Annotated in this window: 22 protein-coding genes and 1 tRNA gene; 10 read left to right on the forward strand and 13 right to left on the reverse strand. The window is 64.4% G+C overall.

Annotation, left to right across the window (positions count from 1 at the left end; translation table 11 throughout):
• Positions 1-314: 314 nt before the first annotated feature.
• Together ACYVJ8_RS09275 and ACYVJ8_RS09280 are read right to left on the reverse strand one after the other, a co-directional pair.
• Complete coding sequence (locus ACYVJ8_RS09275; RefSeq protein ID WP_460711622.1) at positions 315-764, reverse strand: DUF4019 domain-containing protein; 450 nt, start codon at positions 762-764, stop codon at positions 315-317.
• Positions 765-890: 126 nt separating this feature from the next.
• Positions 891-3,980: a sensor histidine kinase gene (locus tag ACYVJ8_RS09280; protein WP_460711624.1), complete on the reverse strand. Its 3,090-nt coding sequence runs from the start codon at positions 3,978-3,980 to the stop codon at positions 891-893.
• 711 nt (positions 3,981-4,691) lie between these two features.
• On the opposite strand from ACYVJ8_RS09280, the gene ACYVJ8_RS09285 reads away from it, so the two are divergent.
• The 10 genes from ACYVJ8_RS09285 (at position 4,692) to ACYVJ8_RS09330 (ending at position 13,637) form a co-directional block, all read left to right on the forward strand.
• Positions 4,692-5,294, forward strand: a complete 603-nt coding sequence (locus ACYVJ8_RS09285; protein ID WP_460711626.1) for a response regulator — start codon at positions 4,692-4,694, stop codon at positions 5,292-5,294.
• A 157-nt stretch (positions 5,295-5,451) separates the two neighbouring features.
• Positions 5,452-6,111: a hydrolase gene (locus ACYVJ8_RS09290; RefSeq protein WP_460711628.1), complete on the forward strand. Its 660-nt coding sequence runs from the start codon at positions 5,452-5,454 to the stop codon at positions 6,109-6,111.
• 156 nt (positions 6,112-6,267) lie between these two features.
• Entirely contained in the window at positions 6,268-7,089 is an 822-nt protein-coding gene (locus ACYVJ8_RS09295) for an alpha/beta fold hydrolase (RefSeq protein WP_460712124.1), read from the forward strand.
• A gap of 134 nt (positions 7,090-7,223) precedes the next feature.
• Positions 7,224-7,739 (forward strand): Dps family protein, encoded by a 516-nt coding sequence (locus ACYVJ8_RS09300; RefSeq protein ID WP_460711630.1) that lies wholly within the window; start codon positions 7,224-7,226, stop codon positions 7,737-7,739.
• 24 nt (positions 7,740-7,763) lie between these two features.
• Positions 7,764-8,216 (forward strand): DoxX family protein, encoded by a 453-nt coding sequence (locus ACYVJ8_RS09305; protein ID WP_460711632.1) that lies wholly within the window; start codon positions 7,764-7,766, stop codon positions 8,214-8,216.
• 136 nt (positions 8,217-8,352) lie between these two features.
• Entirely contained in the window at positions 8,353-10,212 is a 1,860-nt protein-coding gene (locus ACYVJ8_RS09310; RefSeq protein ID WP_460711634.1) for an amidohydrolase, read from the forward strand.
• A 9-nt stretch (positions 10,213-10,221) separates the two neighbouring features.
• Entirely contained in the window at positions 10,222-11,883 is a 1,662-nt protein-coding gene (locus ACYVJ8_RS09315; protein ID WP_460711637.1) for an MFS transporter, read from the forward strand.
• A gap of 25 nt (positions 11,884-11,908) precedes the next feature.
• Complete coding sequence (locus tag ACYVJ8_RS09320; protein ID WP_460711639.1) at positions 11,909-12,094, forward strand: DUF1427 family protein; 186 nt, start codon at positions 11,909-11,911, stop codon at positions 12,092-12,094.
• Between the two features lie 2 nt (positions 12,095-12,096).
• Positions 12,097-12,249 (forward strand): DUF1427 family protein, encoded by a 153-nt coding sequence (locus ACYVJ8_RS09325; RefSeq protein ID WP_460712126.1) that lies wholly within the window; start codon positions 12,097-12,099, stop codon positions 12,247-12,249.
• A gap of 11 nt (positions 12,250-12,260) precedes the next feature.
• Positions 12,261-13,637 carry an alginate export family protein gene (locus tag ACYVJ8_RS09330; protein ID WP_460711641.1) on the forward strand — a complete coding sequence of 459 codons (1,377 nt, stop codon included), beginning with the start codon at positions 12,261-12,263 and terminating at the stop codon, positions 13,635-13,637.
• 67 nt (positions 13,638-13,704) lie between these two features.
• Here ACYVJ8_RS09330 and ACYVJ8_RS09335 read toward each other — a convergent pair.
• The 11 genes from ACYVJ8_RS09335 to ruvB form a co-directional block, all read right to left on the reverse strand.
• Positions 13,705-13,780: transfer RNA gene (locus tag ACYVJ8_RS09335), tRNA-Lys, on the reverse strand.
• A gap of 96 nt (positions 13,781-13,876) precedes the next feature.
• The gene (gene queC / locus ACYVJ8_RS09340) at positions 13,877-14,575 is read right to left on the reverse strand and encodes a 7-cyano-7-deazaguanine synthase QueC (protein ID WP_460711643.1); all 699 of its coding nucleotides are present in this window, start codon (positions 14,573-14,575) and stop codon (positions 13,877-13,879) included.
• A gap of 49 nt (positions 14,576-14,624) precedes the next feature.
• Positions 14,625-15,311: a 7-carboxy-7-deazaguanine synthase QueE gene (queE, locus tag ACYVJ8_RS09345; protein ID WP_460711645.1), complete on the reverse strand. Its 687-nt coding sequence runs from the start codon at positions 15,309-15,311 to the stop codon at positions 14,625-14,627.
• Between the two features lie 56 nt (positions 15,312-15,367).
• A complete protein-coding gene (gene ybgF / locus ACYVJ8_RS09350; protein ID WP_460711647.1) occupies positions 15,368-16,192 on the reverse strand; it encodes a tol-pal system protein YbgF in 825 nt (274 codons plus the stop codon).
• An 81-nt stretch (positions 16,193-16,273) separates the two neighbouring features.
• Positions 16,274-16,792, reverse strand: a complete 519-nt coding sequence (pal, locus tag ACYVJ8_RS09355) for a peptidoglycan-associated lipoprotein Pal (protein WP_460711649.1) — start codon at positions 16,790-16,792, stop codon at positions 16,274-16,276.
• Between the two features lie 168 nt (positions 16,793-16,960).
• Positions 16,961-18,292 (reverse strand): Tol-Pal system beta propeller repeat protein TolB, encoded by a 1,332-nt coding sequence (tolB, locus tag ACYVJ8_RS09360; RefSeq protein WP_460711651.1) that lies wholly within the window; start codon positions 18,290-18,292, stop codon positions 16,961-16,963.
• Positions 18,293-18,443: 151 nt separating this feature from the next.
• Entirely contained in the window at positions 18,444-19,355 is a 912-nt protein-coding gene (locus tag ACYVJ8_RS09365) for a TonB C-terminal domain-containing protein (RefSeq protein WP_460711653.1), read from the reverse strand.
• Positions 19,356-19,808, reverse strand: a complete 453-nt coding sequence (tolR, locus tag ACYVJ8_RS09370) for a protein TolR (RefSeq protein WP_460711655.1) — start codon at positions 19,806-19,808, stop codon at positions 19,356-19,358.
• A 69-nt stretch (positions 19,809-19,877) separates the two neighbouring features.
• Positions 19,878-20,675 carry a protein TolQ gene (gene tolQ / locus ACYVJ8_RS09375; protein WP_460711657.1) on the reverse strand — a complete coding sequence of 266 codons (798 nt, stop codon included), beginning with the start codon at positions 20,673-20,675 and terminating at the stop codon, positions 19,878-19,880.
• A complete protein-coding gene (gene ybgC / locus ACYVJ8_RS09380; protein ID WP_460711659.1) occupies positions 20,672-21,079 on the reverse strand; it encodes a tol-pal system-associated acyl-CoA thioesterase in 408 nt (135 codons plus the stop codon). Before ybgC ends, tolQ begins: the two co-directional genes overlap by 4 nt.
• Before the next feature lie 73 nt (positions 21,080-21,152).
• Positions 21,153-22,187, reverse strand: a complete 1,035-nt coding sequence (gene ruvB / locus ACYVJ8_RS09385) for a Holliday junction branch migration DNA helicase RuvB (RefSeq protein ID WP_460711661.1) — start codon at positions 22,185-22,187, stop codon at positions 21,153-21,155.
• Between the last annotated feature and the right edge of the window lie 13 nt (positions 22,188-22,200).

A 22,200-nucleotide genomic window follows, 5' to 3' on the forward strand; every position in this document is an offset into this window, starting at 1 on the left:
GTCTCGATGTCGGACTGGCGGATGCGCGAACCCGTGACTTCGATGCGGTCGAGCGTGGTGGCATCTTTGGCAGGGGCGGCTTCCTGTGCGCCGGCAAAAGCCGGGGCCAGGGCGAGCGCAATGCTGACGGGCAAAAGGCCGCGTTGCATCGCAGTGTGGCGATGGATCATGAAGAGTCTCCGGGACGTTCGTTAGTTGCGCGTTAAAGACGCAAGCAAAGATCGCTCTCGGAGAGGCGCAAAAACAACGCGAATATTCTGAAATTTCAGTCAGATCCGCTAACGACACGTGTTATTTCGATTCTGGCGAACCCGCTACGTCTGTGGAACGCGCGAATAATCCATTGCGTAACCACTGAACCGCCACACCCCATCCTCGTCGTGATGGAACGCCACCAGTTCCTGCCCGTCCTTGCCGCTGGCAAAGCGCACGTCGAACACCGCGTTCGCATAGGAACCCGGCGGCTGCTGTCCACCGCCGTCGGAGACATAGCGATTGATGGACGACCAACGTCGCTCGGTGACGCGGCCAAACGATCCACGCTGGATGACGACCGCATCGACGAACCTGCTGCGGTCAATATTCGTTCTTGTAATCGCCGAAGCCTGGTCCCACACCGCGCCCGCGTTGCTAGTGCCAATCTGTTGCGCCACATCCAGCGCGGCCTTGACCAGCGCGTCCGGTTCGAGATCGCTCGATTCGAATTGACACAGTAATTCCTGAGAGACAGGACGAGCGCCCGCCTTCGAGTTGTCGTCGATCACGCGTGCCGCGCTCCCAGTCAAAAATGGAGCCAATCCTCCTGCTCTCAAACACTCGCGTCTACGTAGAGCCAAACAACAAACGGTTGCGCCACCGCGAACAGCTTGTCCGTGGTGGCCCGCTAGTCATCAGCGTGATAGAGGAAATTTACTTGGCATCCAGCGCGTCAACGCCTGCCACCGCCACTGTGGGCTACGCGGATACGCTGCTGAGACAGGCAAGCGCAAGCTCACTTCCGTCCCCGCGCCGACGCGGGAGCGAATTTCGAAATGTCCGCCCACACGCTTGGAACGCTCGTACATGCCGTTGAGGCCCCAATGACCGGGGCGACTGGTCGCCAGTTCTTTCATGCCGATACCGTCGTCGCGTATGCGCAGTCGCAATTCGCGCGAGTGATAGCCAAGCTCGATCTCGATGTTGCGCGCATGTGCATGATGCAACGCGTTGAGAATCGCCTCCCGGCCGATTCGGTAGAGCTCTTCGGCGACGCCCGGTAGTAGTTGCTTGGGTTTTCCTTCGACGATCAAGCGCATATCCGGCAACGGCTGGACAGTCACCTCGTCGCGCACATGCAACAGCGCGTTACCGAGGTCGTTCCAATACTGCACGTCGCCGCGCAGACCGCGCACGCGATCGCGCCCATCCGCCAACGCAATCTCCGCCAGATCCATCGCCCTTTCGAGATCCTGGCGCACCGGGTCGTCTTCAGACAGCTTTTTGCTCGTCGCATGTAGCCGCAGGATCAATCCCTGCGTGCCTTGCAGCAACGTATCGTGCAGCTCACGGGCGATTCGTTCGCGCTCATCATAACGCTCCTCCATGCGCAGGCATATCTGCATAGCCAGATGGCGCAGGCGTAGCAGGTATCCAATGCACGCTGCTGACAGCGCCAGCAACACGCAGAGCACCCGAAACCACACCGTTTGGTAGTACAGCGGCGCAATGGTCAACGGCAAAGAGGCGCCGATCTCGTTCCAGACGCCGTCGTTGTTGGCGGCCATGACCCGGAAGGTGTACGTACCCGGTCCGGGGGCGCTATAGAAAGCCACGCGCCGGCTCCCCGCATCCTGCCAAGTCTCGTCATAACCCTCCAGTTTGTAGCGGAATCTGACGCGCTCAGGAATCGAAAGACTCAGTGCCGTATAGGCGATCTGCAGATTCCGTATGCCTGCGGGCAGACGCAGCACATCCAGGTTCGCCTTATAGGCTTTTTCGTTAGCGACGATCGAGCGGATGCGTACCGGCGGTGGGACCGGGTTGCGCCTGATCGTGTCGGGGCCGATCGCCACCACCCCGCCGGTAGTGGCGAACCACAGTTGGCCATCATCGGTTGCCACGGCGGTAGGAATGGGCCGGAACTGCGCCGGAATGCCCGGCACTCCGTCCAGGAAATCGAACCGCTCGTAAGCAGGACCGCGCCCGGTCGGCTCGAACAATCGGCCGAGCTGCGCGGCGGGCACATGCAGGATGCCGTACGCACCGTTCAACCACAGGTCGCCCGCGTGCGTTTGAACGATACCCGTGATGCCACGGAAATGGGTGTCCTCAGCGCGAACGTTGCGCAAGCGGCCGTTGGCGAACATTGCGAGACCTCGCTCGCCTCCGATCCAGATACCGGTTGCGCCTTCCGTCAGCGCGGTCACATTGCCGACCGCCAACCCTTGCTTGGCGCCCAACGTGCGCAACGCGCCGTCCTTCATCAGACTGATCTGGTCGCGAGCAAACCCCATCCAAAGCGTGCCGTCGGACGCGCACAGCAGCGTGAGGGGGGAAGAACCTGCAGGCATGCCTTGCAGATCCTGGAAGTGTTGCCATTGGCCTTCGAAGAGCCTGTATACCCCAGGGGTGTTCAATGAGACCCACAAGGCATCGTATCGGTCCTTCGCAATCGCTTGGACGCCCGAGTAATTGCGTGTCGGAAGTGCCGTGATTGCCGTGAGGCGCGTTTCCTTCAACTGCCAAAGACCCTTCGGCCCGCCCATCCACACGACGCCTTCCCGATCGCGATATGCCGCGGTAATTGGCGCCGGCAGGTCAAGAAAGGAGAGTCGGTGATCTTGCAGTTTCATCAGCGGATTGTTGCGGCTACCCGCGAGCAAGGTGCCGGCACCGCCAGAGACGATGGCGAAATCCTGTGCGCCGTCCGGAAACATGGCCGGCACCACGTTCGAGTGACGGAAGCGATCCAGGCCGCGACTGCTGCCGACCCAGATATTTCCTTCGCGGTCTTCCAGCACCGGATGTACATAGTCCGAGCTGAGCCCGTCTGTCTTGCGGAAATTCTCGAAGCCCGGATCCTGCGCTTTCGAAGCGACGCCTTTTGCGACGGTAGGGGATCGTAGTCGGTAGAGGCCTTCGCCCAGGCTCGTGGCCCACAGCGTGCCGTCACGATCGAACAGCAGCCCTGCCGATGCTTGCGATAGGACGCCCGTAGTCGGCGCTTTGCCGTCCAGCGGCAATTGCCGCACCGCGCCGTCGGATTCGGCAATCCAGATGCTGCCATCGGGTGCTTGCGCGATCTGGCTGATGCGGCCGACTTGCGCCGGCACTTCTTCAAACGTCGTACTGCCCTTGCGAAGGAAGGCAACGCCACGTTCTGTGGCGACCCACAACGTCCCCAGCGAATCGACGAAAACCGTGCGTGATTGTTTCCCTGGAAAGTGCCACTCCGGCCCCAGTTTTTCCCAACGATTGCCTTTCAGCCGGACCAGTCCGGTGAACGTAGCCGCCCACAGGATGCCGTCGCGATCCTGCGCAAAGCGGAACACGGTGCTAGTCGGCAACCCCTGCGCCTGCCCGTAGCGAGTCAGGCGATTTTCTTCGAGAAAGGCCACCGCTCCGTAGCGAAAGCCGATCCAGAGCCCACCGTTGTCCGTTGCGTACAGCGCCGAAATGCTCGTGGCAGGAAAGTCGTCGGAATCGAGCGGGTCAAATTTTGCGAATTGCACACCGTCGAAGCGGAACAGGCCGATCTGGGTCGCGAGCCAAAGATAGCCGTCGCTGGTCTGCGCCAGTGCTGTGATTTCCCCCGGCGCTCCTTCCTTCACCGTCCAGGCTGTGTGGTGGAACTGGCCGATGAGGCGCTTGGCATCCAGCGCATGAGCGGTGCTCCCCAGGACTTGCAGGAGCAGGCACAACATCAGCAAGAGGGATGCGCACGCGCGTGCCCTTCGTGCCGGACGGCGGTGGACTGAGGAATGTGCGACGTCGATGGTCAAGCGGCCGCCTTATCGCCGAAGGCGTCCATGCAAGCTGTCATTTACAACATCATATCTTTCAAATCTGCGCAACGGCATGGATTGCCGAAGCCAAATGCACTCCAGATCTTCCTCGTGCTCGCTATGAACTCACCCGAGTTATCGACGGGAGCGAGGTCTCGATCCAGGAATTTTTACCTCGCGCCAACCGTAGAGGCATGCGTCAACGGAATAGCCACCTGGTCCGAGAAGGATGAGTGCTCCAGCCGCGAGGCCCAGCAAAATCGGCGGCCAGACGATATCGAGTCCCCCGAGGAACCCGAGCACGTACACAAGTGCGCCAAACGCCATCAGCGGAGTCAGGAATCCCACAAAAACTCCAAAGATGATTCCTGCCTGCAGCCAATAGGCAGCGACCATCCAATTGTCCAGATACTGGGCTGGGTTCAACCATCCCAGGCTGGCGGCGATACATACCCGGAGTAGGATGAGTCCTATCCCCGACCTGCCTTGCGGAAAAGAGTACAGACGCTCCATACCCTCCAGCCTAACGGCGCGCCCGAGGGCATGCCTATCGCAACAGGGTTGCTTCCATATCCCACAAAAGAGGGATGCCAGCCCTATTGAATCGTCCAAACGTCCGCAGTCGAACATACTGGAGTGCACGCGGCTGGGCACCAGTCCGCGACCGGAGAACCGATTGTGCCAACAAGTGAAGCACGCATCCGCGTGATGACCGTCGATGACCACCCTATCCTCCGCGAAGGAATCGCTAGCGTCATCGAAGGCGAAGGAGACATGGTGGTCGTTGGCGAGGCCACCAACGGCCGGGAAGCGATCGAGGCCTTTCGGCAACTGCACCCCGACGTCACGTTGATGGACATGCAGATGCCGGAAATGCATGGAGTGGAGGCCATCAGGGCGATCCGCGACGAATTCCCGACGGCGAAGATCATCGTGCTGACGACATTCGACGGCGACATGCAGGCCTTGCACGCCATGAAGGCTGGGGCACAGGCCTATCTGCTGAAGAGCTCTCTGCGCAAGGAATTGGTGGAAACCATCCGCACGGTAATGGCGGGGCGCAAACGCATTCCGCCGGAAATCGCCGCCCAGATCGCGGAGCACGTCTACATGGACGCGCTGTCGCCTCGCGAAATCGAAATCCTCAAGAGGGTCGCAACCGGGAACTCCAACAAGGAGATCGCCAATGCCCTGGATATATCGGAGGAAACGGTCAAGACGCACATGAAGCGCGTCCTGGAAAAGCTGGATGCCAAGGATAGGACGCATGCAGTCACCATCGCCCTGAAGCGAGGCATTTTCGCTCTGTAGCATCGTGTCGGTCGCTGCGAGGAAATCGCCACTGCCATACCCCTAATGGGGGATACGCCGCTCCTGCTTTCCAGTGTTCCGATGGCAAGGCCGCGCAGCCAATCTTGACTGGCCGGCGACGTTCGTCGCTGAAGCACTGCCACTCGGAGCCTCCACCATGCCTATGGCCTCTCCCACCCCAGGGAAGACACTGTTATCGCCCAAGGATCACGCGCTGATCCTGATCGACCATCAATCCCAGATGTCGTTCGCCGTGCGTTCGATCGACATCGGCTCGCTTCGCACCAATACCGCCCTGGTATCCAAGGCCGCCGCAGGATTCGGCGTTTCCACGATCCTGACGACCGTCGCCGAAAAGTCGTTCTCCGGGCCGCTGTTTCCGGAAATCGTCGAGACCTTCGGCCCGCAGCAACCTGTCTACGACCGCACCACCATGAATGCCTGGGAGGATGCGCAGGTCACCGATGCCGTCAATCGCATCGGAAAAGGACGCATCGTGTTCGCCGGCCTTTGGACCGGCGTATGCATCGTGGGCCCGGTCCTGTCCGCCCTCGATCAGGGCTTCGAAGCCTACGTGATCGCCGATGCCTGCGGCGATGTTTCCGATGAGGCACACGACCGAGCGATGGACCGAATGGTCCAAGCCGGAGCCCGGCCGATGACCAGCCTGCAGTACCTGCTCGAACTGCAGCGCGACTGGGCGCGCACGGAAACCTACGCCCTCACGACGGGCATCGCACGTACGAATGCCGGGGGCTACGGCATAGGCATCCAGTACGCGAAGACGATGTTCGGCGCACAGGAAGGCGGTCACTGAAATTCAACGCTTGGAGATCACATGAGCAATGAAGACACGGTCGACGAGGGTCGACGCACTTTGCTTGGGACTGCGGTTGCGGCGTCCGCCGCAATGGCCGTCCCGACCATCGCCCACGCCGGCAAGGCATCCCCCCACTCAGGCAAGAACACGATGATGACGACAGTCGCGACGAAGGATGGAACCAACATCTATTACCGGGACTGGCGCAAAGGCCAGCCCGTGGTGTTTTCCCACGGCTGGCCGCTTACCGGCGAAGCATGGGAATCGCAAATGCTGTTCCTGGGCAGCCAGGGCTACCGAACCATCGCCCATGACCGCCGTAGCCACGGCCGCTCCGACCAGCCGTGGAGCGGAAACGACATGGACACCTACGCCGACGATCTGGCGGCCGTCATCGAAAAGCTGGATTTGAACAATATCGTCCTGGTCGGTCATTCGACCGGTGGCGGCGAGATCGTGCGGTACATGGGCCGCCACGGCACCAAGCGTGTCGCCAAGGCTGTTCTGGTCGGTGCGGTCCCGCCCATCATGTTGAAGACGGCGGCGCACCCCAACGGCGTGCCCAAGGAAGTCTTCGATGGCATCCGCAACGGCGTGATGGCCGACCGATCTACTTTCTACCAGGAACTGACGACGTCGTTCTTTGGCGCCAATCGCCCGGGCTCGAAGGTGACGCAGGGCATGCGAGACACTTTTTGGTTGCAGGGCATGCAAGGCGGAATCAAGGGCCAGTACGACTGCATCAAGGAGTTCTCGGAGACGGACTTCACAGACGATCTGCGGAAGATCGACGTACCCAGTCTGATCATCCATGGCGATGACGATCAGATCGTACCGATCGACGCTACCGCGAAGATCACGGCACAACTTGTGAAAGGCTCACAGCTGAAGATATATCCGGGCGCCGACCACGGACTCACCTTCACCCACCAGGCGAAGTTCAATCAGGATCTGCTGGATTTCATCCGCGCCTAGTCCTTGAGGCGGCGCGCGCCGACCTCCCCCACCCTGGTGCGCGTCGCCTCTTTTTGGGAGGCGTCAATGAGACCGTGGTACCGGCGGTACGCCGGATTGGCACTAAGTCTGCTTGCTAGAAAACGAGGTCTGCAATGAACGAAAAGACTGTGCAAGAGCGCCGCAAGGCCTCCTTGGTCACACCGACGGCTCTCGGAGCCGAGGCCACGCGCGACATATCGGCCGAGCTCAACGCACTGCTCGCGGACATCTTCACCCTGTACCTGAAGACGAAGAACTTCCACTGGCACATGTCCGGGCCGTATTTCCGCGACTATCACTTGCTGCTCGACGAGCAGGCCGATCAAATCTACGCCACGGTCGATCCGGTGGCCGAACGTGTCCGCAAGCTGGGTGGGCTCACACTCCACTCGACGGGACAGATCACGCGGCTGCAGCGACTTTCGGACAACGACGCAGACTACGTCACGCCCGCGGACATGCTCGCGGAACTGCGCGACGACAATGCAAGGCTGACGGGATTCATGCGTGCCACGCATGCGTTGTGCGACGAGTACGGCGATGTTGCGACCGCCAGCCTGTTGGAAGTCTGGATCGATGAGGCCGAGCGCCGCATCTGGTTCCTGTTCGAAGCCGGTCGGCACGGATAACCAGATCACACCGGGAGCTTGGGCATGCCTTCATCGTTCGTCGCGTCGAGTTCTCTACGCGCCAATCTGGGTTGCTTGGTGCTGCGCATCGCGGCCGGTGGCTTCCTGCTGCCGCACGGGCTGGGCAAGCTGTTCGGCTGGTTCGGCGGTCCCGGCATCGAGGGATTTGCGGCCGAACTGCAGGGCTTCGGCCTGCCACATGCGGCGCCACTGCCTGCGCTGCTGGCCTTGGTGCAGACACTGGCGGGACTGGCTGTCGCGCTTGGCCTGTGGACGCGATGGTCGTCATTGTTGGCAGCTGCCTTCATCGCCATGACCGTATGGGTAGGTGCGCCCAACGGCTGGTTCTGGATGCACCATGGCATCGAGTACCCGCTGATGTGGACCCTGGTGCTCGTCGCCATCGCACTGCTCGGAGCCGGGCCGTGGTCCTTGGACGCCTGGCTCGCATCGCGACGCCCATCGATCTCCCGCTGAACACGGCAGAAGGCGGTTCCTAATGACTTATCCGCCCCACGACCCTTCGCGCCGGCGTTTCTTCGGTGTCATGGCGGCCGGTGCTGCCGCGGCCGGCCTCGCCGGCTGCCACACTATTCCCCGCGAGGAGCACGCAATGGCCGACCTCATCATCCGCAATGCCAAGATCACTACGCTTGATCCCAGGCAGCCGTCGGCCACGGCGCTGGCCGTGGCCAACGGGGTGATCGTCGCCATCGGCGACGAAGCGAAAGTGATGGCGAAGGCCGACGCGCGCTCGCGCATCGTGGATGCCGGCGGACGGCGCCTGGTTCCGGGCCTTAACGACAGCCACACGCATCTGATCCGCGGTGGCTTGAACTACAACCTCGAACTTCGCTGGGACGGCGTCAAGACGCTCGCGGACGCGATGGCGATGCTGAAGGCGCAGGTTGCGCGTACGCCGGCACCGCAGTGGGTACGTGTGGTGGGCGGCTTCACCGAGCACCAGTTCGCCGAGAAGCGCCTGCCTACACTGCACGAGATCAACGCTGTCGCGCCCGAGACGCCGGTGTTCATCCTGCATCTGTACGACCGCGCCCTGCTCAACGGCGCGGCGTTGCGCGCCGTCGGCTACGACCGCAACACGCCCAACCCGCCGGGCGGAGAGATCCAGCGCGATGCCAGCGGCAATCCAACCGGACTGCTGTTGGCCAAGCCGAACGCCTTGATCCTGTACGCGACGCTGGCCGCGGGCCCAAAGTTGCCGATCGAATACCAGATCAATTCGACCCGGCACTTCATGCGCGAGTTGAACCGCCTGGGCGTCACCTCTGTGATCGATGCCGGCGGCGGTTTCCAGAACTACCCGGAAGACTACGAAGTCATCCGGCAGTTGCACGCAAAGAACGAACTGACCGTACGCATCGCCTACAACCTGTTCACGCAGAAGAAGGGCGGCGAGTTGGCCGACTTCGACCGCTGGACCAAGATGCTCAAGCCGCGCCAGGGCGACGACATGCTGCGCCACAACGGCGCAGGCGAGATGCTGGTGTTTTCTGCCGCGGACTTCGAGGACTTCCGCGAGCCGCGGCCCGAGCTGCCCGCCGGCCTGGAAGGCGAACTGGAGGATGTGGTGCGGCTGCTGGCGCAGAATCGCTGGCCGTTCCGTATCCATGCCACCTACGACGAGAGCATCTCGCGCATTCTCGACGTGTACGAAAAGGTGGACCGTGAAGTGCCGTTCGACGACCTGCACTGGATCGTCGACCACGCGGAGACGATCACCGATCGCAACATCGACCGCATCAAGGCGCTCGGCGGCGGCATCGCAGTGCAGCACCGCATGGCGTACCAGGGCGAATACTTCGTCGACCGCTACGGGGCCAAGGCCGCCGAGCGTACGCCACCCGTCCGACGCATGCTCGAAGCCGGAGTACCGGTGGGCATGGGCACCGATGCCACGCGCGTGGCCAGCTACAACCCGTGGGTGGCGCTGTACTGGTTGACCACCGGCAAGACCATCGGCGGCACGCGTATCTACGGCGAGAGCAATCAGCTCGAGCGCGAGCAGGCGCTGCGCCAGTGGACGCACGGCAGCGCTTGGTTCTCCAACGAAGAGGACAGCAAGGGCTTGCTGAAGGTCGGCCAGTTCGCCGATTTCGCCGTACTGTCGGCCGATTACTTCGGCGTCGACGACGAGGCGATCAAGGACATCACATCCGTGCTGACCGTGGTCGGCGGCAAGGTTGTGCATGGCGACGGCGAATTCGACGCACTGGCGCCGATACTGCCCGAACCGATGCCGGACTGGTCGCCGGTGCGCCATTTCGGCGGGTATCAAGGCATCAGCCTGGCCCAGGCATCCACGGCGTTCGCCGCCGCGCACCGGCATGCGCACGAGCACGGCCGCGACTGCAAGGTGCATGGCCACGGACATGCCGCGCACCACGACGTGCCGGCCAGCGAATTCCAGGGCTTCTGGGGTGCGCTGGGCTGCTCCTGCTTCGCCTTCTGAGTGCGCGACATGACCGCCCCATCATCGCCACCGTCCTCCACTGCGCCGCCTTCCGCACCGGGGCCGTGGTCGCCTCTGGGTCAAGCCGCGTTCCGTTCGCTATGGCTGGCGATACTCGCCAGCAACATCGGTACCTGGATTCAAAGTGTCGCCGCCACATGGGTGATGACCGAGAACACAGGCTCGCCCTTCCTGGTCGCCGCGGTGCAAGCGGCCACGACGCTTCCGGTCGTGCTGCTAGCGATCTTCGCTGGCACGTTGGCTGACATTGTCGACCGGCGCAAATACCTGATCGCCACGCAGCTATGGATGTTGCTGGTCGGGTGCGTGCTCGCGCTGCTCGCGTATCTAGGGAAACTGGAGCCGTGGACGCTGGTCGCACTGACTTTCGCACTCGGCGTTGGCGCAGCGATGGCGATGCCCGCGCAACAGGCGATGACGCCCGAGCTGGTGCCGCAACCGATGCTGGGCCCGGCAGTGGCGCTGGGCTCGTTGAGCATGAACATCGCCCGTTCGATCGGCCCGGCACTGGGTGGCCTGATCGTCGCCCATTGGAGTGTAGCGCTGGCGTTCGTGATCAATGCGCTCTCGTTCCTCGGCATGACACTGGTGCTCTGGCGCTGGAAGCATGCGCCGACCCATCATGCATTGCCGCCGGAATCCTTCGGCAGCGCGCTGCGTGCGGGCCTGCGTTACGCCCTGCACGCCTCGGTGCTGCAATCGGTGCTGGTGAAGTCGGCGCTGTTCTTCGGTTCCGCCAGTGCATTGACTGCACTGTTGCCGATCGTGGTGAAACACGACCTCGGCGCCGGAGCGGGAACCTACGGCCTGCTGCTGGGCTGCATCGGCATCGGTGCGATCGGTGGCGCGCTCCTGTTGCCGAAGCTGCGTTCGCGCTTCGATCCTGACCGGCTCGTGTTCGTTGCCACCCTGGCGTATGCGGGCTGTACGGTCGTGCTGGCTCTGGCACGCAGCATGCCGGCGTTGTACGCCACCTCCCTGGTGAATGGCTTCGCCTGGATCAGCGTGCTGTCGTCGCTGCAGATCGCTGCGCAAACCTCAGTGCCCGCGTGGGTGCGAGCGCGGGCGCTGTCGTTGTACATCGTGGTGTTCTCCGCGGGCCTGGGCCTGGGCAGCCTGTTCTGGGGCGATCTGGCCCAGCGTCATTCGACGACGATTGCACTGCTCGCGGCAGCGGGGGGCACCGTGCTAGCCGCGATCCTCGGTCTGCGCTTCCGGCTCGGCGCCGCCGCGAAGGTCGACACCATGCCGTCCGGCCATTGGCCGCAGCCGGTGGTGCTGATGGAGAAGGAGGATCACGACTGCGGCCCGGTACTGGTTACCGTCGAGTACCGGGTAGAACTGGCGCACCGCACGGAATTCCTGCAACTGATGCGAGTGCTGGGCAACAGCCGCCGCCGGGACGGCGCGGTGCAGTGGAGCGTGATGGAGGACACCGAACAGCCTGGCACCTACCTGGAGTACTTCGTCGCCGCTTCGTGGCTGGATCACCTGCGCCAGCACGAGCGCGTCACTCACGATGAGCGCCGCCTGCAAGAACGCATCCTCGCGCTGCTGCAAGGCCAGGCTAAGCCACAGGTGCGCCACTTCGCCGGCGGTGCGCCCGGTAGGCCGCTGCAGACGCTGCCGCACGACCATGCCGAGATTTGAGCGAAACGCCTCAGGAGCGCAGCGAATGAACGTGAAGTTTCTCGTCGGCCTGCTGCTGGCGTTGCTGATCGGGGTGGGCTGTCGCGCCTTCGGCGTGCCCTCGCCGGCGCCACCGGCGCTGATCGGTGCGTTGTTGGTTCTGTCGATGACGATCGGCTATCAGCTCGCCGACCGCTTCCTCGCGCGACGGCGCCAGGAGAAGTCACCGTGATCATGGCCATGACCGGAATCGTCGCGGCCTTGCTGATCGGCGCCGGTTGCCGCGCGCTCGACATTCCCTCGCCAGCGCCGCCGAAGCTGCAAGGGGCCTTGCTGGTGGTAGCCATGACCCTGGGCTATTTGCTCGGCGGCTATTTGTTCGACTGACGATGCGGCGCTTGATCGCTCTGTGCGCTCTGCTGCCCGCGGTTGCGACCGCGCAGATGCAGACGCTGCGCTTCGACGATGACTTCGCCGCGCAGCGTGCGCGGTGCGATGCGACGAAGCGTCGCGATCCCGTCAGCGCATCCCGCAACGGCATGGCGTGCGTGAAGGCCATGCCGCTGGGAACGCCCGGGCTGCGGTTGAGCGTCGGCGGCGAAGCCCGCTGGCGCTACGAGTACACGCGCCATCCCGCTTACGGCGAGGATCCGCAAGATCGCCATGGCGCGGTCCTACAGCGCTACGCCGCCTTCGCTGACCTGCAGGCCGGGGGGCGCGTCCGTGGCTTCATCCAGCTCAATTCTGCCTGGGCGACGGGACGTGCCGCCGGTCCCTCGCCGGTCGACGAAAACCGTCTCGACCTCGAGAACGGCTTCATCGAATTTACGTCGGGAGCGGGTTCGCGCGAGTCGAAGTATGGTTTGCGTCACGGCATCCAGGAGTTGCGCTTGGGGTCGGCGCGCCTGGTCGATGTGCGCGAAGGGCCCAACGTGCGCCGCACCTTCCAGGGCACGCGTGGTTGGGGGCGCTTGGGCGACTGGCGTATCGACGCCTTCGATGTGTCGCCGCGGCAAGCCGAACCGGGAAGCTTCGACGACCGGCGCTCGCGGACGCAGGACCTGCGCGGCGTGTACGCGACACGGCGCAAGGGCGAGATCGGACTGGACCTGTACCTGCTCGATTTCGATAACCGGGCAGCGCGCTACGTGCAGGGTACCGGGCATGAGTCCCGCTGGAGCCTGGGTGCCCGCAGCTTCGGTCACCATGGGCCGTGGGACTGGAACTGGGAAACGGTGATGCAAGGCGGCCATTTCGGCGCAGCCTCGATTCGCGCATGGACACTGGCTACGGATACCGGCTACACCTTCGCGGATGCAAGGTTCTCTCCTCGCGTAGCTCTGCTCGCTGCCGTCGCCAGCGGCGACAAGGATACGCACGACGATCGCCTGGGCACGTTCAATCCGCTGTATCCACGCGGCAACTATTTTGGCGAAGACGCCACCTTGGGACCACGCAACTTCATCAATTTCCAGCCGACCATTTCATTCCAGCCCGCTTCGACGATCAGCGTTGAAGGCAGCGTGGACGTGTTCTGGCGCGATGAACTGGCGGATGGCGTCTACGCACCGGGCGGTGCCCTGGTGCGTGCCCCGGAGGGAAGCCGCGCACGACACGTCGCGACGGTGATGTCGTTGGGGACGACGTGGGAACCATCGCCGGAATGGATGGCCAGCGTGGTGCTGGCCCGACTGGAGCCTGGGCGGTTTCTCGAGGAGACCGGATCACACAAACCGTTGGGCTATCTCGAGCTCACGCTGCGTTGTCGATTCTGATTCGGATGCCTTGGCACGATCTTGCTACGGCCGATTCGCCATTCGTAGCTTTGAGCCTGAGACTGAATGGTGGGTCGTGTCGGAATCGAACCGACGACCAGCGGATTAAAAGTCCGATGCTCTACCGACTGAGCTAACGACCCACGTGGCAACCGCGGTGCTGTTGCGACCCCGGCCTTGCGCCGGGGTGCGCATTCTAGCGCAGGCGCGCGGCTTCCTGCAGGTGCGCGGGAGCGGTCTCAGAAGTAGCGGGTCGGATCGGCGACGCCCGCGGCGGCGAAGCCTTCGGCGCGCAGGCGGCAGGCGTCGCAGTGGCCGCAGGCGCAGCCTTCGGCGTCGGCCTGGTAGCAGGACACGGTCTGGCTGAAATCGACGCCCAGGCGCATGCCCTCGCGCACGATGTCGGCCTTGCTCAGGAATTGCAGCGGTGCGTGAACGCGAAGACCCGCGCCCTCGACGCCGGCCTTGGTCGCCAGATTGGCCAGGCTCTGGAAGGCGGCGATGAACTCCGGCCGGCAATCCGGGTATCCCGAATAGTCGACCGCATTGACGCCGCAGAAGATGTCGTTCGCGCCCAGCACTTCGGCCCAGCCCAGTGCCACCGACAGCATGATGGTGTTGCGCGCCGGGACGTAGGTCACCGGGATCGCGTCCTTCGCCGCGGCGGCGCCTATGGCATGGCCGTCGGCGTCGGTGGGGACCTGGATCGCTTCGTCCGTCAGTGCGGAGCCGCCGATGCTGCGCAGGTCGACATTGACGGTCTTGTGCGCGGCCGCGCCCAGCGCGCGCGACACACGGTCGGCGGCGTCGAGTTCGGACGTGTGACGTTGCCCATAGCGCACGCTCAACGCATGCACGTCGAAACCCTGCTCGCGCGCGATGGCGATGACGACGGCGGAGTCCATGCCTCCGGATACCAGGACGACGGCTTTCTTCATAGCGCGATGTGTCTTCTAAAGCAGGGAGGCGGAATCGACTGCGCGGGCATCAACGCCCGCGTTCGTCGTTCCACAGGATCTTGTGCAGCTGCATCTGGAAACGCACCGGCAAGCGGTCGGCGACGATCCAGTCGGCGAGTTCGCGCGCGGACACCTGCGTGTAGCTCGGCGAGAACAGCACCTCGCACTTTTCCGCCAGGTGGTGCTCGGCCACGATGTCCTTGGCCCAGTCGTAGTCCTCGCGCGAGCAGATCACGAACTTCACCTGATCGTGCGGCGTGAGCAGCGGCAGGTTGGACCACAGGTTGCGGTGCGCTTCCGCCGAGCCGGGCGTCTTGATGTCGAGCACGCGCGAAACCCGCGTATCGACGTCGCCGATGTCGATCGCACCGGAGGTTTCGAGCGAGACGTCATAGCCGGCATCGCACAAGCGTTGCAGCAGGCCGATGCAGCGCTTCTGCGACAGCGGCTCGCCGCCGGTCACGCAGACGTGGCGCACGCCATGACTGGCGACTTCGGCCAGGATGTCGTCGATGGCCCGCCACTCGCCGCCGTGGAAGGCGTACGCGGTGTCGCAGTACTGGCAGCGCAGCGGGCAGCCGGTCAGGCGCACGAAGACCGTGGGCCAGCCCGCCTGGCGGGCCTCGCCCTGCAGCGAGAGGAAGATTTCGGTGATCTTGAGGCGATCCGCGGAGGCCGCTGCCTCGGGCGAAGTCGCTTCGAAAGCGGCGTTCATGCCGCCATTGTAACGTGCGGGCCCGCACGGCCCGCCGCCGGGTCGGCCGGGGCGAACTACTTGTTGCCCAACTGCCCGAGCTGGATGGCGTTGAGGCGGTCGGCGGCCGTGCGCGCGGCATCCGTGCCCGGGTAACGGCTGGTGACCTGGCTGAGCGTGCGCTGGGCGGCGTCGTACTGGCGTGCGCCGTATTGCGACAGACCGACCTTGAGCAGCGCGCCTGGGGCCTTGTCGTGCGTCGGGTACCGGTCCAGCAACGCCTGGAATTGCTCCTGCGCCAAGGCGTAGTTCTGCGTCACGTAGTAGCTCTCGCCGAGCCAGTACAGCGCGTTGGGGGTGTAGCTGCCGTTCGGGTACTGCTGGAGGAAATCCTGGAACAGCGTGGCGGACTGCACGTACTGCCCGGCCTTGAGCGCGTTGAACGCGGCGTCGTAGGACGCGCGTTCGCCGGCACCCTGCGCAAGCGTGCCCTTGTCGCCGTAGACGGCCGGCGCCTTGTCCTGCACGGCGGGCGCCGGCGCGGACGTTACCGGCTTGGCGGGCGGAACCGCGGCCGGCGGCGTGGATCCGGGCACGGCGGGGCCCGTTCCTTCGAGACGATTCAGGCGGTCGTCCAGGTCGACGTACTGCGCTTTCGTCGTCGACTGCAGCTGCTGGTTCTGCTGCTGCAGCTCTTCGACCTGCGCGCGCAGCGCCTGCACTTCTGAACGCAGCTGGGTGAGCTGGTTCAGCAGGTCGACATTCGCCTGGTTGTTGGCCGCGCGCGCCTCGAGCGCCGCGACGCGATCGGCCAGGCTGACGCGTTGCGCGTACGCCGGCGCGGACGCGACGGAGGCGGCAAGCAGCAGCGGAACGAGCAAGGTCGGGCGGAATGAGCGCATATCGGATTGGACCGGCAGAAACAAAAAAGTTCGCACCAAACTGAAAGCGCCCTCCCTTAAACAGGGAGGGCGCCGGCAGGCTTACTTCGCGGTGTAGACGATTTCGACGCGGCGGTTCTTGGCCCAGCAATCCTCGGTCGAATCGGTGCAGGTCGGGCGTTCTTCACCGTAGCTGACCACGGTGATCTGGCCGCCCGAACCGCCACTGGCCTGAACGGCCGACGACACGGCGTTGCCGCGACGCTCGCCCAGGCCCTGGTTGTACTCGCGGCTGCCGCGCTCGTCGGCGTTGCCTTCCAGGGTCATGCGCGAGGACGGACGATCGCGCAGGTACTTGGCGTGGCAGGCGACGATGTTCTGGAACTCAGGACGCAGCGCATCCTGATCGAAGTCGAAGTAGACGACGCGCTGACGCAGGCAGGCGTCGGTGTCGAGGTCTTCCGGACGGTAGGCGCCCGGGGTGCTCGGCACCGGCGTGGTCGCCGGGGCTTCAGTGGTCGGGCCGGTTTCGGCCGGCGGGACTTCCTTCACCTTCTTGGAGCAGGCAACGGCCGTGGCGCAGAGCAGCGCGGCGACAAGAATGCGGGTGGTGGTGTTCATGGCTTTCCTCGTCTATGAGCATGAAGCGGGGAGTGCGGGAAGATGTCGCGAGCATCTGAACGAGCATCTGAGCGGTCCAACAAGACTACCAGTCAACATGAACAGGGGAGCGTGACGACCGTGGCAGGCCTAACTCGGCACTGCCACCCCGCTTACCTGTGGATGGGGCTACCTACGAAGGCGATAGGGCCCCCACGCCGGCTCGCGCACGTCGCCATCGGCCAGCACCAGGCGCTGGCGCACGCGCGCATCCGAGGAGACGGCATAGAGCACGTCGCGCCGCCCTTCGCGCGCGGCATAGAGAATCATCATTCCGTTGGGGGCGAAGCTGGGCGATTCGTCCAGCGAACCGGGCGACAGGTTGGTCCACGAGCCACCGACACTGCGATCCATCATGGCGATGCGGTAACCGCCGCCGTTCTGCTGCGTGGTCGCCAGCTTCTTACCGTCGCTGGAGAGCGTCGGGTCGGCGTTGTAGCTGCCCTGGAAGGTGACGCGCGTGGCGCCGCCGCCGGAGGAAGGCACCTGGTAGATCTGCGGCTTGCCGCCGCGGTCGGAGGTGAAGTACAGCGTGGCGCCGTCCGCGCTCCAGACCGGAGAGGTGTCGATGGCGAAGTGGTTGGTGATCTGGGTCAGCGCGCGGCTGCCCAGATCCATCACATAGATCTCCGGGTTGCCGCTCTTGGACAGGGTCAAAGCCAGCTTGCGGCCATCGGGCGAGAACGAAGGCGCGCCGTTGATGCCGCGGAACTTCGCGATCAGCTCGCGCGAGCCCGTGGCGATGGTCTGGATGAAGATGGTGGAGTTGCCGCCTTCGTAGCTCACGTAGGCGAGGCGGCCGCCGTCGGGGCTCCAGGACGGCGACAACAGCGGTTCGGCCGAGCGCACCACGGTCTGCGGGTTGTAACCGTCGCTGTCGGCGATCATCAGCGCGAAGCGCATCGCCTTGCCGCTGCCGGTGGCAGTGACGTACGCGATGCGGGTGTAGAAGGCGCCGCGGATGCCGGTGACTTTTTCGTACACCGCATCGGCGATCTGGTGCGCCACGTCGCGCATCGCGTTGGCGCGTGCGCTGAGAGCGAAGCCGAGCAGGCGCTCCTTGCGCGCCACGTCGAACAGTTCGTACTCGATGCGATAGCTGCCGTCGCCGGCTTCGAGCACACGGCCGACCAGGATGTAGTCCTGATTGAGCGCGGACCAGGTCGGGTAATTGATCTCGGCGCCGCGCGAAGGACGCTCGACGATGTCCTTGTCCGGCAGGCTGCGGAACGAACCGGAGCGATTCAGATCGGACGCGACGACCTTGGCTACATCGGTCTGCAGCGTGGCCGGCCCCTGCATCGGGATCACCGCGATCGGTACCGCGGAGGCGTTGCCGCCGACGATGTCGATCTCCAGCCCTTGTTGGGCGCTTGCGGCGAGAGGCAGCAACAGCGCAAGCAAGGCAAATAGCCAGCGCGTGGCCGAACGGGACGGACGATGCGGCGAGGATGAATTCATCAGCGCTCCAAGCTTCGGGGGATGGGCTTGCGGGGCGGGCCCCGGGGCGGGACCGCGGCTGCGGTCTCGTTCAGTTTCGTCGTTCTTAACAACAGTTTCGTTAACGCCGCCTCAAGCAGGGGTGGCGGCGCCTGAACAGGCAAACCGGCTCTCAGCGGTCTTCGGCTCGGAAATTCAGGTTCAGGGTGCGCGAGAACACGCTTTCGAACCCCGCGTACGGCAGGGGCTGCGCCTTCAAAACCGCCGCTTCGATCGAGCGGCGCCCCTGCTCGTCATAGGAGCAAGGCGAGGAGACTTCGACGCCCATCACCTGCCCGCCGGGGAGCTGGCGGATGGTGAGGCGGCACGCGGCACCGATCGGCACGGTGTCCGGCCGGGTCCACTTGGCCAGGATCGCGGCCTGCAGGGCGGCGGCATAACGGGCGCGCAGGCCGTCGTCGTTGCCGTTGGCGCCGGTGGTGGCCGCGTCGCTTTCGGCCGCGGCCTGGGCCGCGTTGCTCGAACGCGCGTTGGCCAGTTGGGCGAGCCGCTGTTCGGCGAGTGCGGCTTCATGCGCCGCGGCGGCGCGGCGGCGGCGGATGTCTTCCAATTGCTTCTGCCGCTGGATGTCCATCTCGACCATGCGCTGATTCTTCTGCACGGCCTGCTGGCGCTCCTGCTCGGTCAGGTCGACCTGCTCCTGCTTCTGCTTGGCTTCCTGCGGCTTCTTTTCTTCCGCGGGCGTGGGCGTGGGCTGCTCAGTGACGGCTTCCTGGTTGACCTCGTCGGGCACCGGGATGAAGTCCTGCGGCTTGCGCTGCGCCTCGACCGGTTCTTCCGGCACGGGCTCGGGCAGCGGCTCCGGCTTTTCGACGGGCAGCGGCTCGGGCTTGCGCTGCAGCGTGCGCTGCATCGCCGCAGACAGCTGGTTGACGTCCATCAACTCGGCGGACATCGCGCCGGCAGCCGCCGGCGTCGCGGTGCGCGTCCACCACAGGCCGATGAACAGCACGACGAACAACGCCAGGTGCAGAACCAGGGCGAGAACGAAAGCCTGCGCGGTATCGGCAGGGGTTTCCTTCATTTACGGCTGCCCATCCCGGCGATTGCTTTTGGGATCGCTCATCAGGCCGATCTTCTTGACGTTCGCGCGCTGCAGCAGCTCCATGACGTTCATGACGTCCTGGTATTTACCCTGGCCCTGCGCGGCGACGAAGATCGACGCGTCCTTGTTCTGGCTGACGATGGCGCGGATGCGCGCTTCCAGCGACTGCGCGGTCACTGTCTCGTTCTTGCCGGCCTTCACCGCCAGCGCATAGCTGCCGTCGGGATACACGCTGACCACGATGGGGTCGTTCTTCGCGTTGACCGATTTGGCATTGGTCTGCGGCAGGTCGACGTCGACGCCGAGGGTGAGCAGCGGCGCGGTGACCATGAAGATCACCAGCAGCACCAGCATCACGTCGATGTACGGCACGACGTTGATTTCGGCCTTGAGCTTGCGCTTGCGATGGCGGCGCATGGAAAGGACGGACATGGCGGCTCTCGTGAATTCGGGCGGCTCCGCACGCGTTCAAACGCGCGACGCGGAACGAAGGGTTAAGTCCTACTCTTCCGAGTGCGCCTGGCGCTGCAGGATCGAGGAGAACTCTTCGGCGAAGGCGTCGTAGCGCACGGCCAGGCGTTCGACGCCGTTGGCGAAGCGGTTGTAGGCCCACACCGCGGGGATGGCCACGAACAGGCCCATCGCCGTCGCCAGCAGTGCTTCGGAAATACCGGGTGCCACGTCCTTAATGCCGACCTGGGCGCCGCTCGCGAGCAGGCCGTGCATCGTCACCATGATGCCGAACACGGTACCGACCAGGCCGATGTACGGCGCGGTCGAGCCGATGTTGGCGAGTAGTTCGAGGTTGTGTTCCAGGCCGTCGATCTCGCGCGAGCCGGTCGCGCGCATGGCGCGCTGCGCGCCTTCCAGCTGCACGCGGGAGTCCAACCCCTTGCGCTGGCGCAGGCGGCCGAATTCGCGGAAGCCCGCTTCGAAGATCGCTTCCATGCCGGCGATCGGTGTGCGGTGCTGGGTGGCACCGGCGTAGAGCTTGGTCAGTTCCGCGCCCGACCAGAACCGTTCCTCGAAGCCGTCGGCCTCCTTGCGCGCCCGCGAGATCACGCTGCGCTTGCGGAAGATGATCACCCACGAAACGAGCGAGGCGACGATCAGCAGCGCCATGATCAGCTGCACCGGCAGACTGGCGTCGATGACGAGCTGCAACAGGTCGAGATTCGAGTTCGCCGCGGCGGCGGCGCCCGCGTGGGCCGTATCCGCGAGCGCGGTGGCCTGCGCCGGTGCGTTTTCTGGAATGGCCTCGACGGTGGCCTGCATCGCCAGGACGGTTGCGGGGGTCATGCGTTGTTCTCCACCAATGCGTTCAATTCGTCGTACAGCGGTTGCGGAATCGGGGTCGGACGGAAATCGATGCCCAGGGCAGCGACGCGCACGCTGGCGGTCAGCAGCAGATCGTCGCCGCGGCGGATTTCCTGACGGAAGATCACGCTCGCGCGACGGCACTCCTGCATGGCCGCCGTGACGGCGAGCGCATCGTCCAGCCGTGCCGGCTTGAGGAAGTCGATCTGCATCGCTCGTACCGCGAACAGCAATCCGTGGTCGCGCCGCAGCAACTCCTGGCCATAACCCTGCGCGCGCATCCACTCACTGCGCGCGCGCTCGAGAAACGCCAGGTATTGCGCGTGATACACGACACCGCCTGCGTCGGTATCTTCCCAGTAAATGCGGACGGGGTGGCTGAACATGCGTTAAGAAATGGCGAGAACGGGGAGTTGGGGGAAAGGCAACGAAGCGCAAAGCGCGACGAGGCTCACGTTACTATTTGCCCGCTTCTTCGGCGAAGAGGTCCGAGGGTCCCGCTTTCGGCTTGAACCCCATATGCCGGTACGCCTTGTTCGTCGCCATGCGGCCACGTGCGGTACGGACCAGGTAGCCCTGCTGGATGAGGTACGGCTCGATCACGTCTTCGAGCGTGCCGCGCTCTTCGCTCAGCGCCGCCGCCAATGATTCGACGCCGACCGGACCGCCGTCGAAGGCATCGATGATCGTGGTGAGCAGGCGGCGGTCGAGATCGTCGAAGCCTTCCGGATCTACCTTGAGCATCTTCATCGCCGCGTCGGCGACGTCGCTCGTGATCGCCCCGCTCGCCTTCACCTGCGCGTAATCGCGCACGCGACGCAGCAGACGGTTGGCGATGCGCGGCGTGCCGCGCGAACGCCTGGCGATTTCCACCGCACCGTCGGCATCGCAATTGATCCCGAGGATGTGCGCAGAACGGCGCACGATGCGGGTCAGCTCCTCGGCGCTGTAGAACTCCAGGCGCTGCACGATGCCGAAACGGTCGCGCAGCGGCGCGGTCAGCAGGCCGGCGCGCGTGGTCGCACCGATCAGGGTGAAAGGCGGCAGATCGAGCTTGATCGAGCGCGCGGCCGGGCCTTCGCCGATCATGATGTCGATCTGGTAGTCCTCCATCGCCGGATACAGGACTTCCTCGACCACGGGCGAGAGGCGGTGGATCTCGTCGACGAACAGCACGTCGTGCGGCTGCAGGTTGGTGAGCAGCGCGGCCAGGTCGCCGGCCTTCTCGATCACCGGGCCCGAGGTCTGCCGCAGGTTGACGCCGAGCTCGTTGGCGATGACGTGGCTGAGGGTGGTCTTGCCCAGGCCGGGCGGGCCGAAGATCAGTACGTGGTCCAGCGCTTCGCCGCGCTGCTTCGCCGCCTCGATGTAGATCTGCATCTGCTCGCGCACCGGCGCCTGACCGAGGTACTCGTCCAGCCGCTTGGGACGGATAGAGGCCTCGATGGCGTCTTCTTCGCGCGTGGCGGCGGGGGAGACGATGCGGTCGTTCATGGGGGGATTATGG

The organism is Lysobacter terrae, from assembly GCF_054782215.1.

Excerpts from the sequence above, each read along its gene's own strand:
- tolQ (WP_460711657.1), bottom strand. The coding sequence starts at position 20,675 with ATGACCCCCGCAACCGTCCTGGCGATGCAGGCCACCGTCGAGGCCATT.
- ACYVJ8_RS09305 (WP_460711632.1), top strand. The coding sequence starts at position 7,764 with ATGCCTTCATCGTTCGTCGCGTCGAGTTCTCTACGCGCCAATCTGGGT.
- ACYVJ8_RS09315 (WP_460711637.1), top strand. The coding sequence starts at position 10,222 with ATGACCGCCCCATCATCGCCACCGTCCTCCACTGCGCCGCCTTCCGCA.
- ACYVJ8_RS09285 (WP_460711626.1), top strand. The coding sequence starts at position 4,692 with ATGACCGTCGATGACCACCCTATCCTCCGCGAAGGAATCGCTAGCGTC.
- ACYVJ8_RS09295 (WP_460712124.1), top strand. The coding sequence starts at position 6,268 with ATGACGACAGTCGCGACGAAGGATGGAACCAACATCTATTACCGGGAC.
- ACYVJ8_RS09300 (WP_460711630.1), top strand. The coding sequence starts at position 7,224 with ATGAACGAAAAGACTGTGCAAGAGCGCCGCAAGGCCTCCTTGGTCACA.
- ruvB (WP_460711661.1), bottom strand. The coding sequence starts at position 22,187 with ATGAACGACCGCATCGTCTCCCCCGCCGCCACGCGCGAAGAAGACGCC.
- ACYVJ8_RS09365 (WP_460711653.1), bottom strand. The coding sequence starts at position 19,355 with ATGAAGGAAACCCCTGCCGATACCGCGCAGGCTTTCGTTCTCGCCCTG.
- tolB (WP_460711651.1), bottom strand. The coding sequence starts at position 18,292 with ATGAATTCATCCTCGCCGCATCGTCCGTCCCGTTCGGCCACGCGCTGG.
- queE (WP_460711645.1), bottom strand. The coding sequence starts at position 15,311 with ATGAACGCCGCTTTCGAAGCGACTTCGCCCGAGGCAGCGGCCTCCGCG.
- ACYVJ8_RS09325 (WP_460712126.1), top strand. The coding sequence starts at position 12,097 with ATGGCCATGACCGGAATCGTCGCGGCCTTGCTGATCGGCGCCGGTTGC.
- queC (WP_460711643.1), bottom strand. The coding sequence starts at position 14,575 with ATGAAGAAAGCCGTCGTCCTGGTATCCGGAGGCATGGACTCCGCCGTC.
- ACYVJ8_RS09310 (WP_460711634.1), top strand. The coding sequence starts at position 8,353 with ATGGCCGACCTCATCATCCGCAATGCCAAGATCACTACGCTTGATCCC.
- pal (WP_460711649.1), bottom strand. The coding sequence starts at position 16,792 with ATGAACACCACCACCCGCATTCTTGTCGCCGCGCTGCTCTGCGCCACG.
- ybgC (WP_460711659.1), bottom strand. The coding sequence starts at position 21,079 with ATGTTCAGCCACCCCGTCCGCATTTACTGGGAAGATACCGACGCAGGC.
- tolR (WP_460711655.1), bottom strand. The coding sequence starts at position 19,808 with ATGTCCGTCCTTTCCATGCGCCGCCATCGCAAGCGCAAGCTCAAGGCC.
- ybgF (WP_460711647.1), bottom strand. The coding sequence starts at position 16,192 with ATGCGCTCATTCCGCCCGACCTTGCTCGTTCCGCTGCTGCTTGCCGCC.
- ACYVJ8_RS09290 (WP_460711628.1), top strand. The coding sequence starts at position 5,452 with ATGCCTATGGCCTCTCCCACCCCAGGGAAGACACTGTTATCGCCCAAG.
- ACYVJ8_RS09320 (WP_460711639.1), top strand. The coding sequence starts at position 11,909 with ATGAACGTGAAGTTTCTCGTCGGCCTGCTGCTGGCGTTGCTGATCGGG.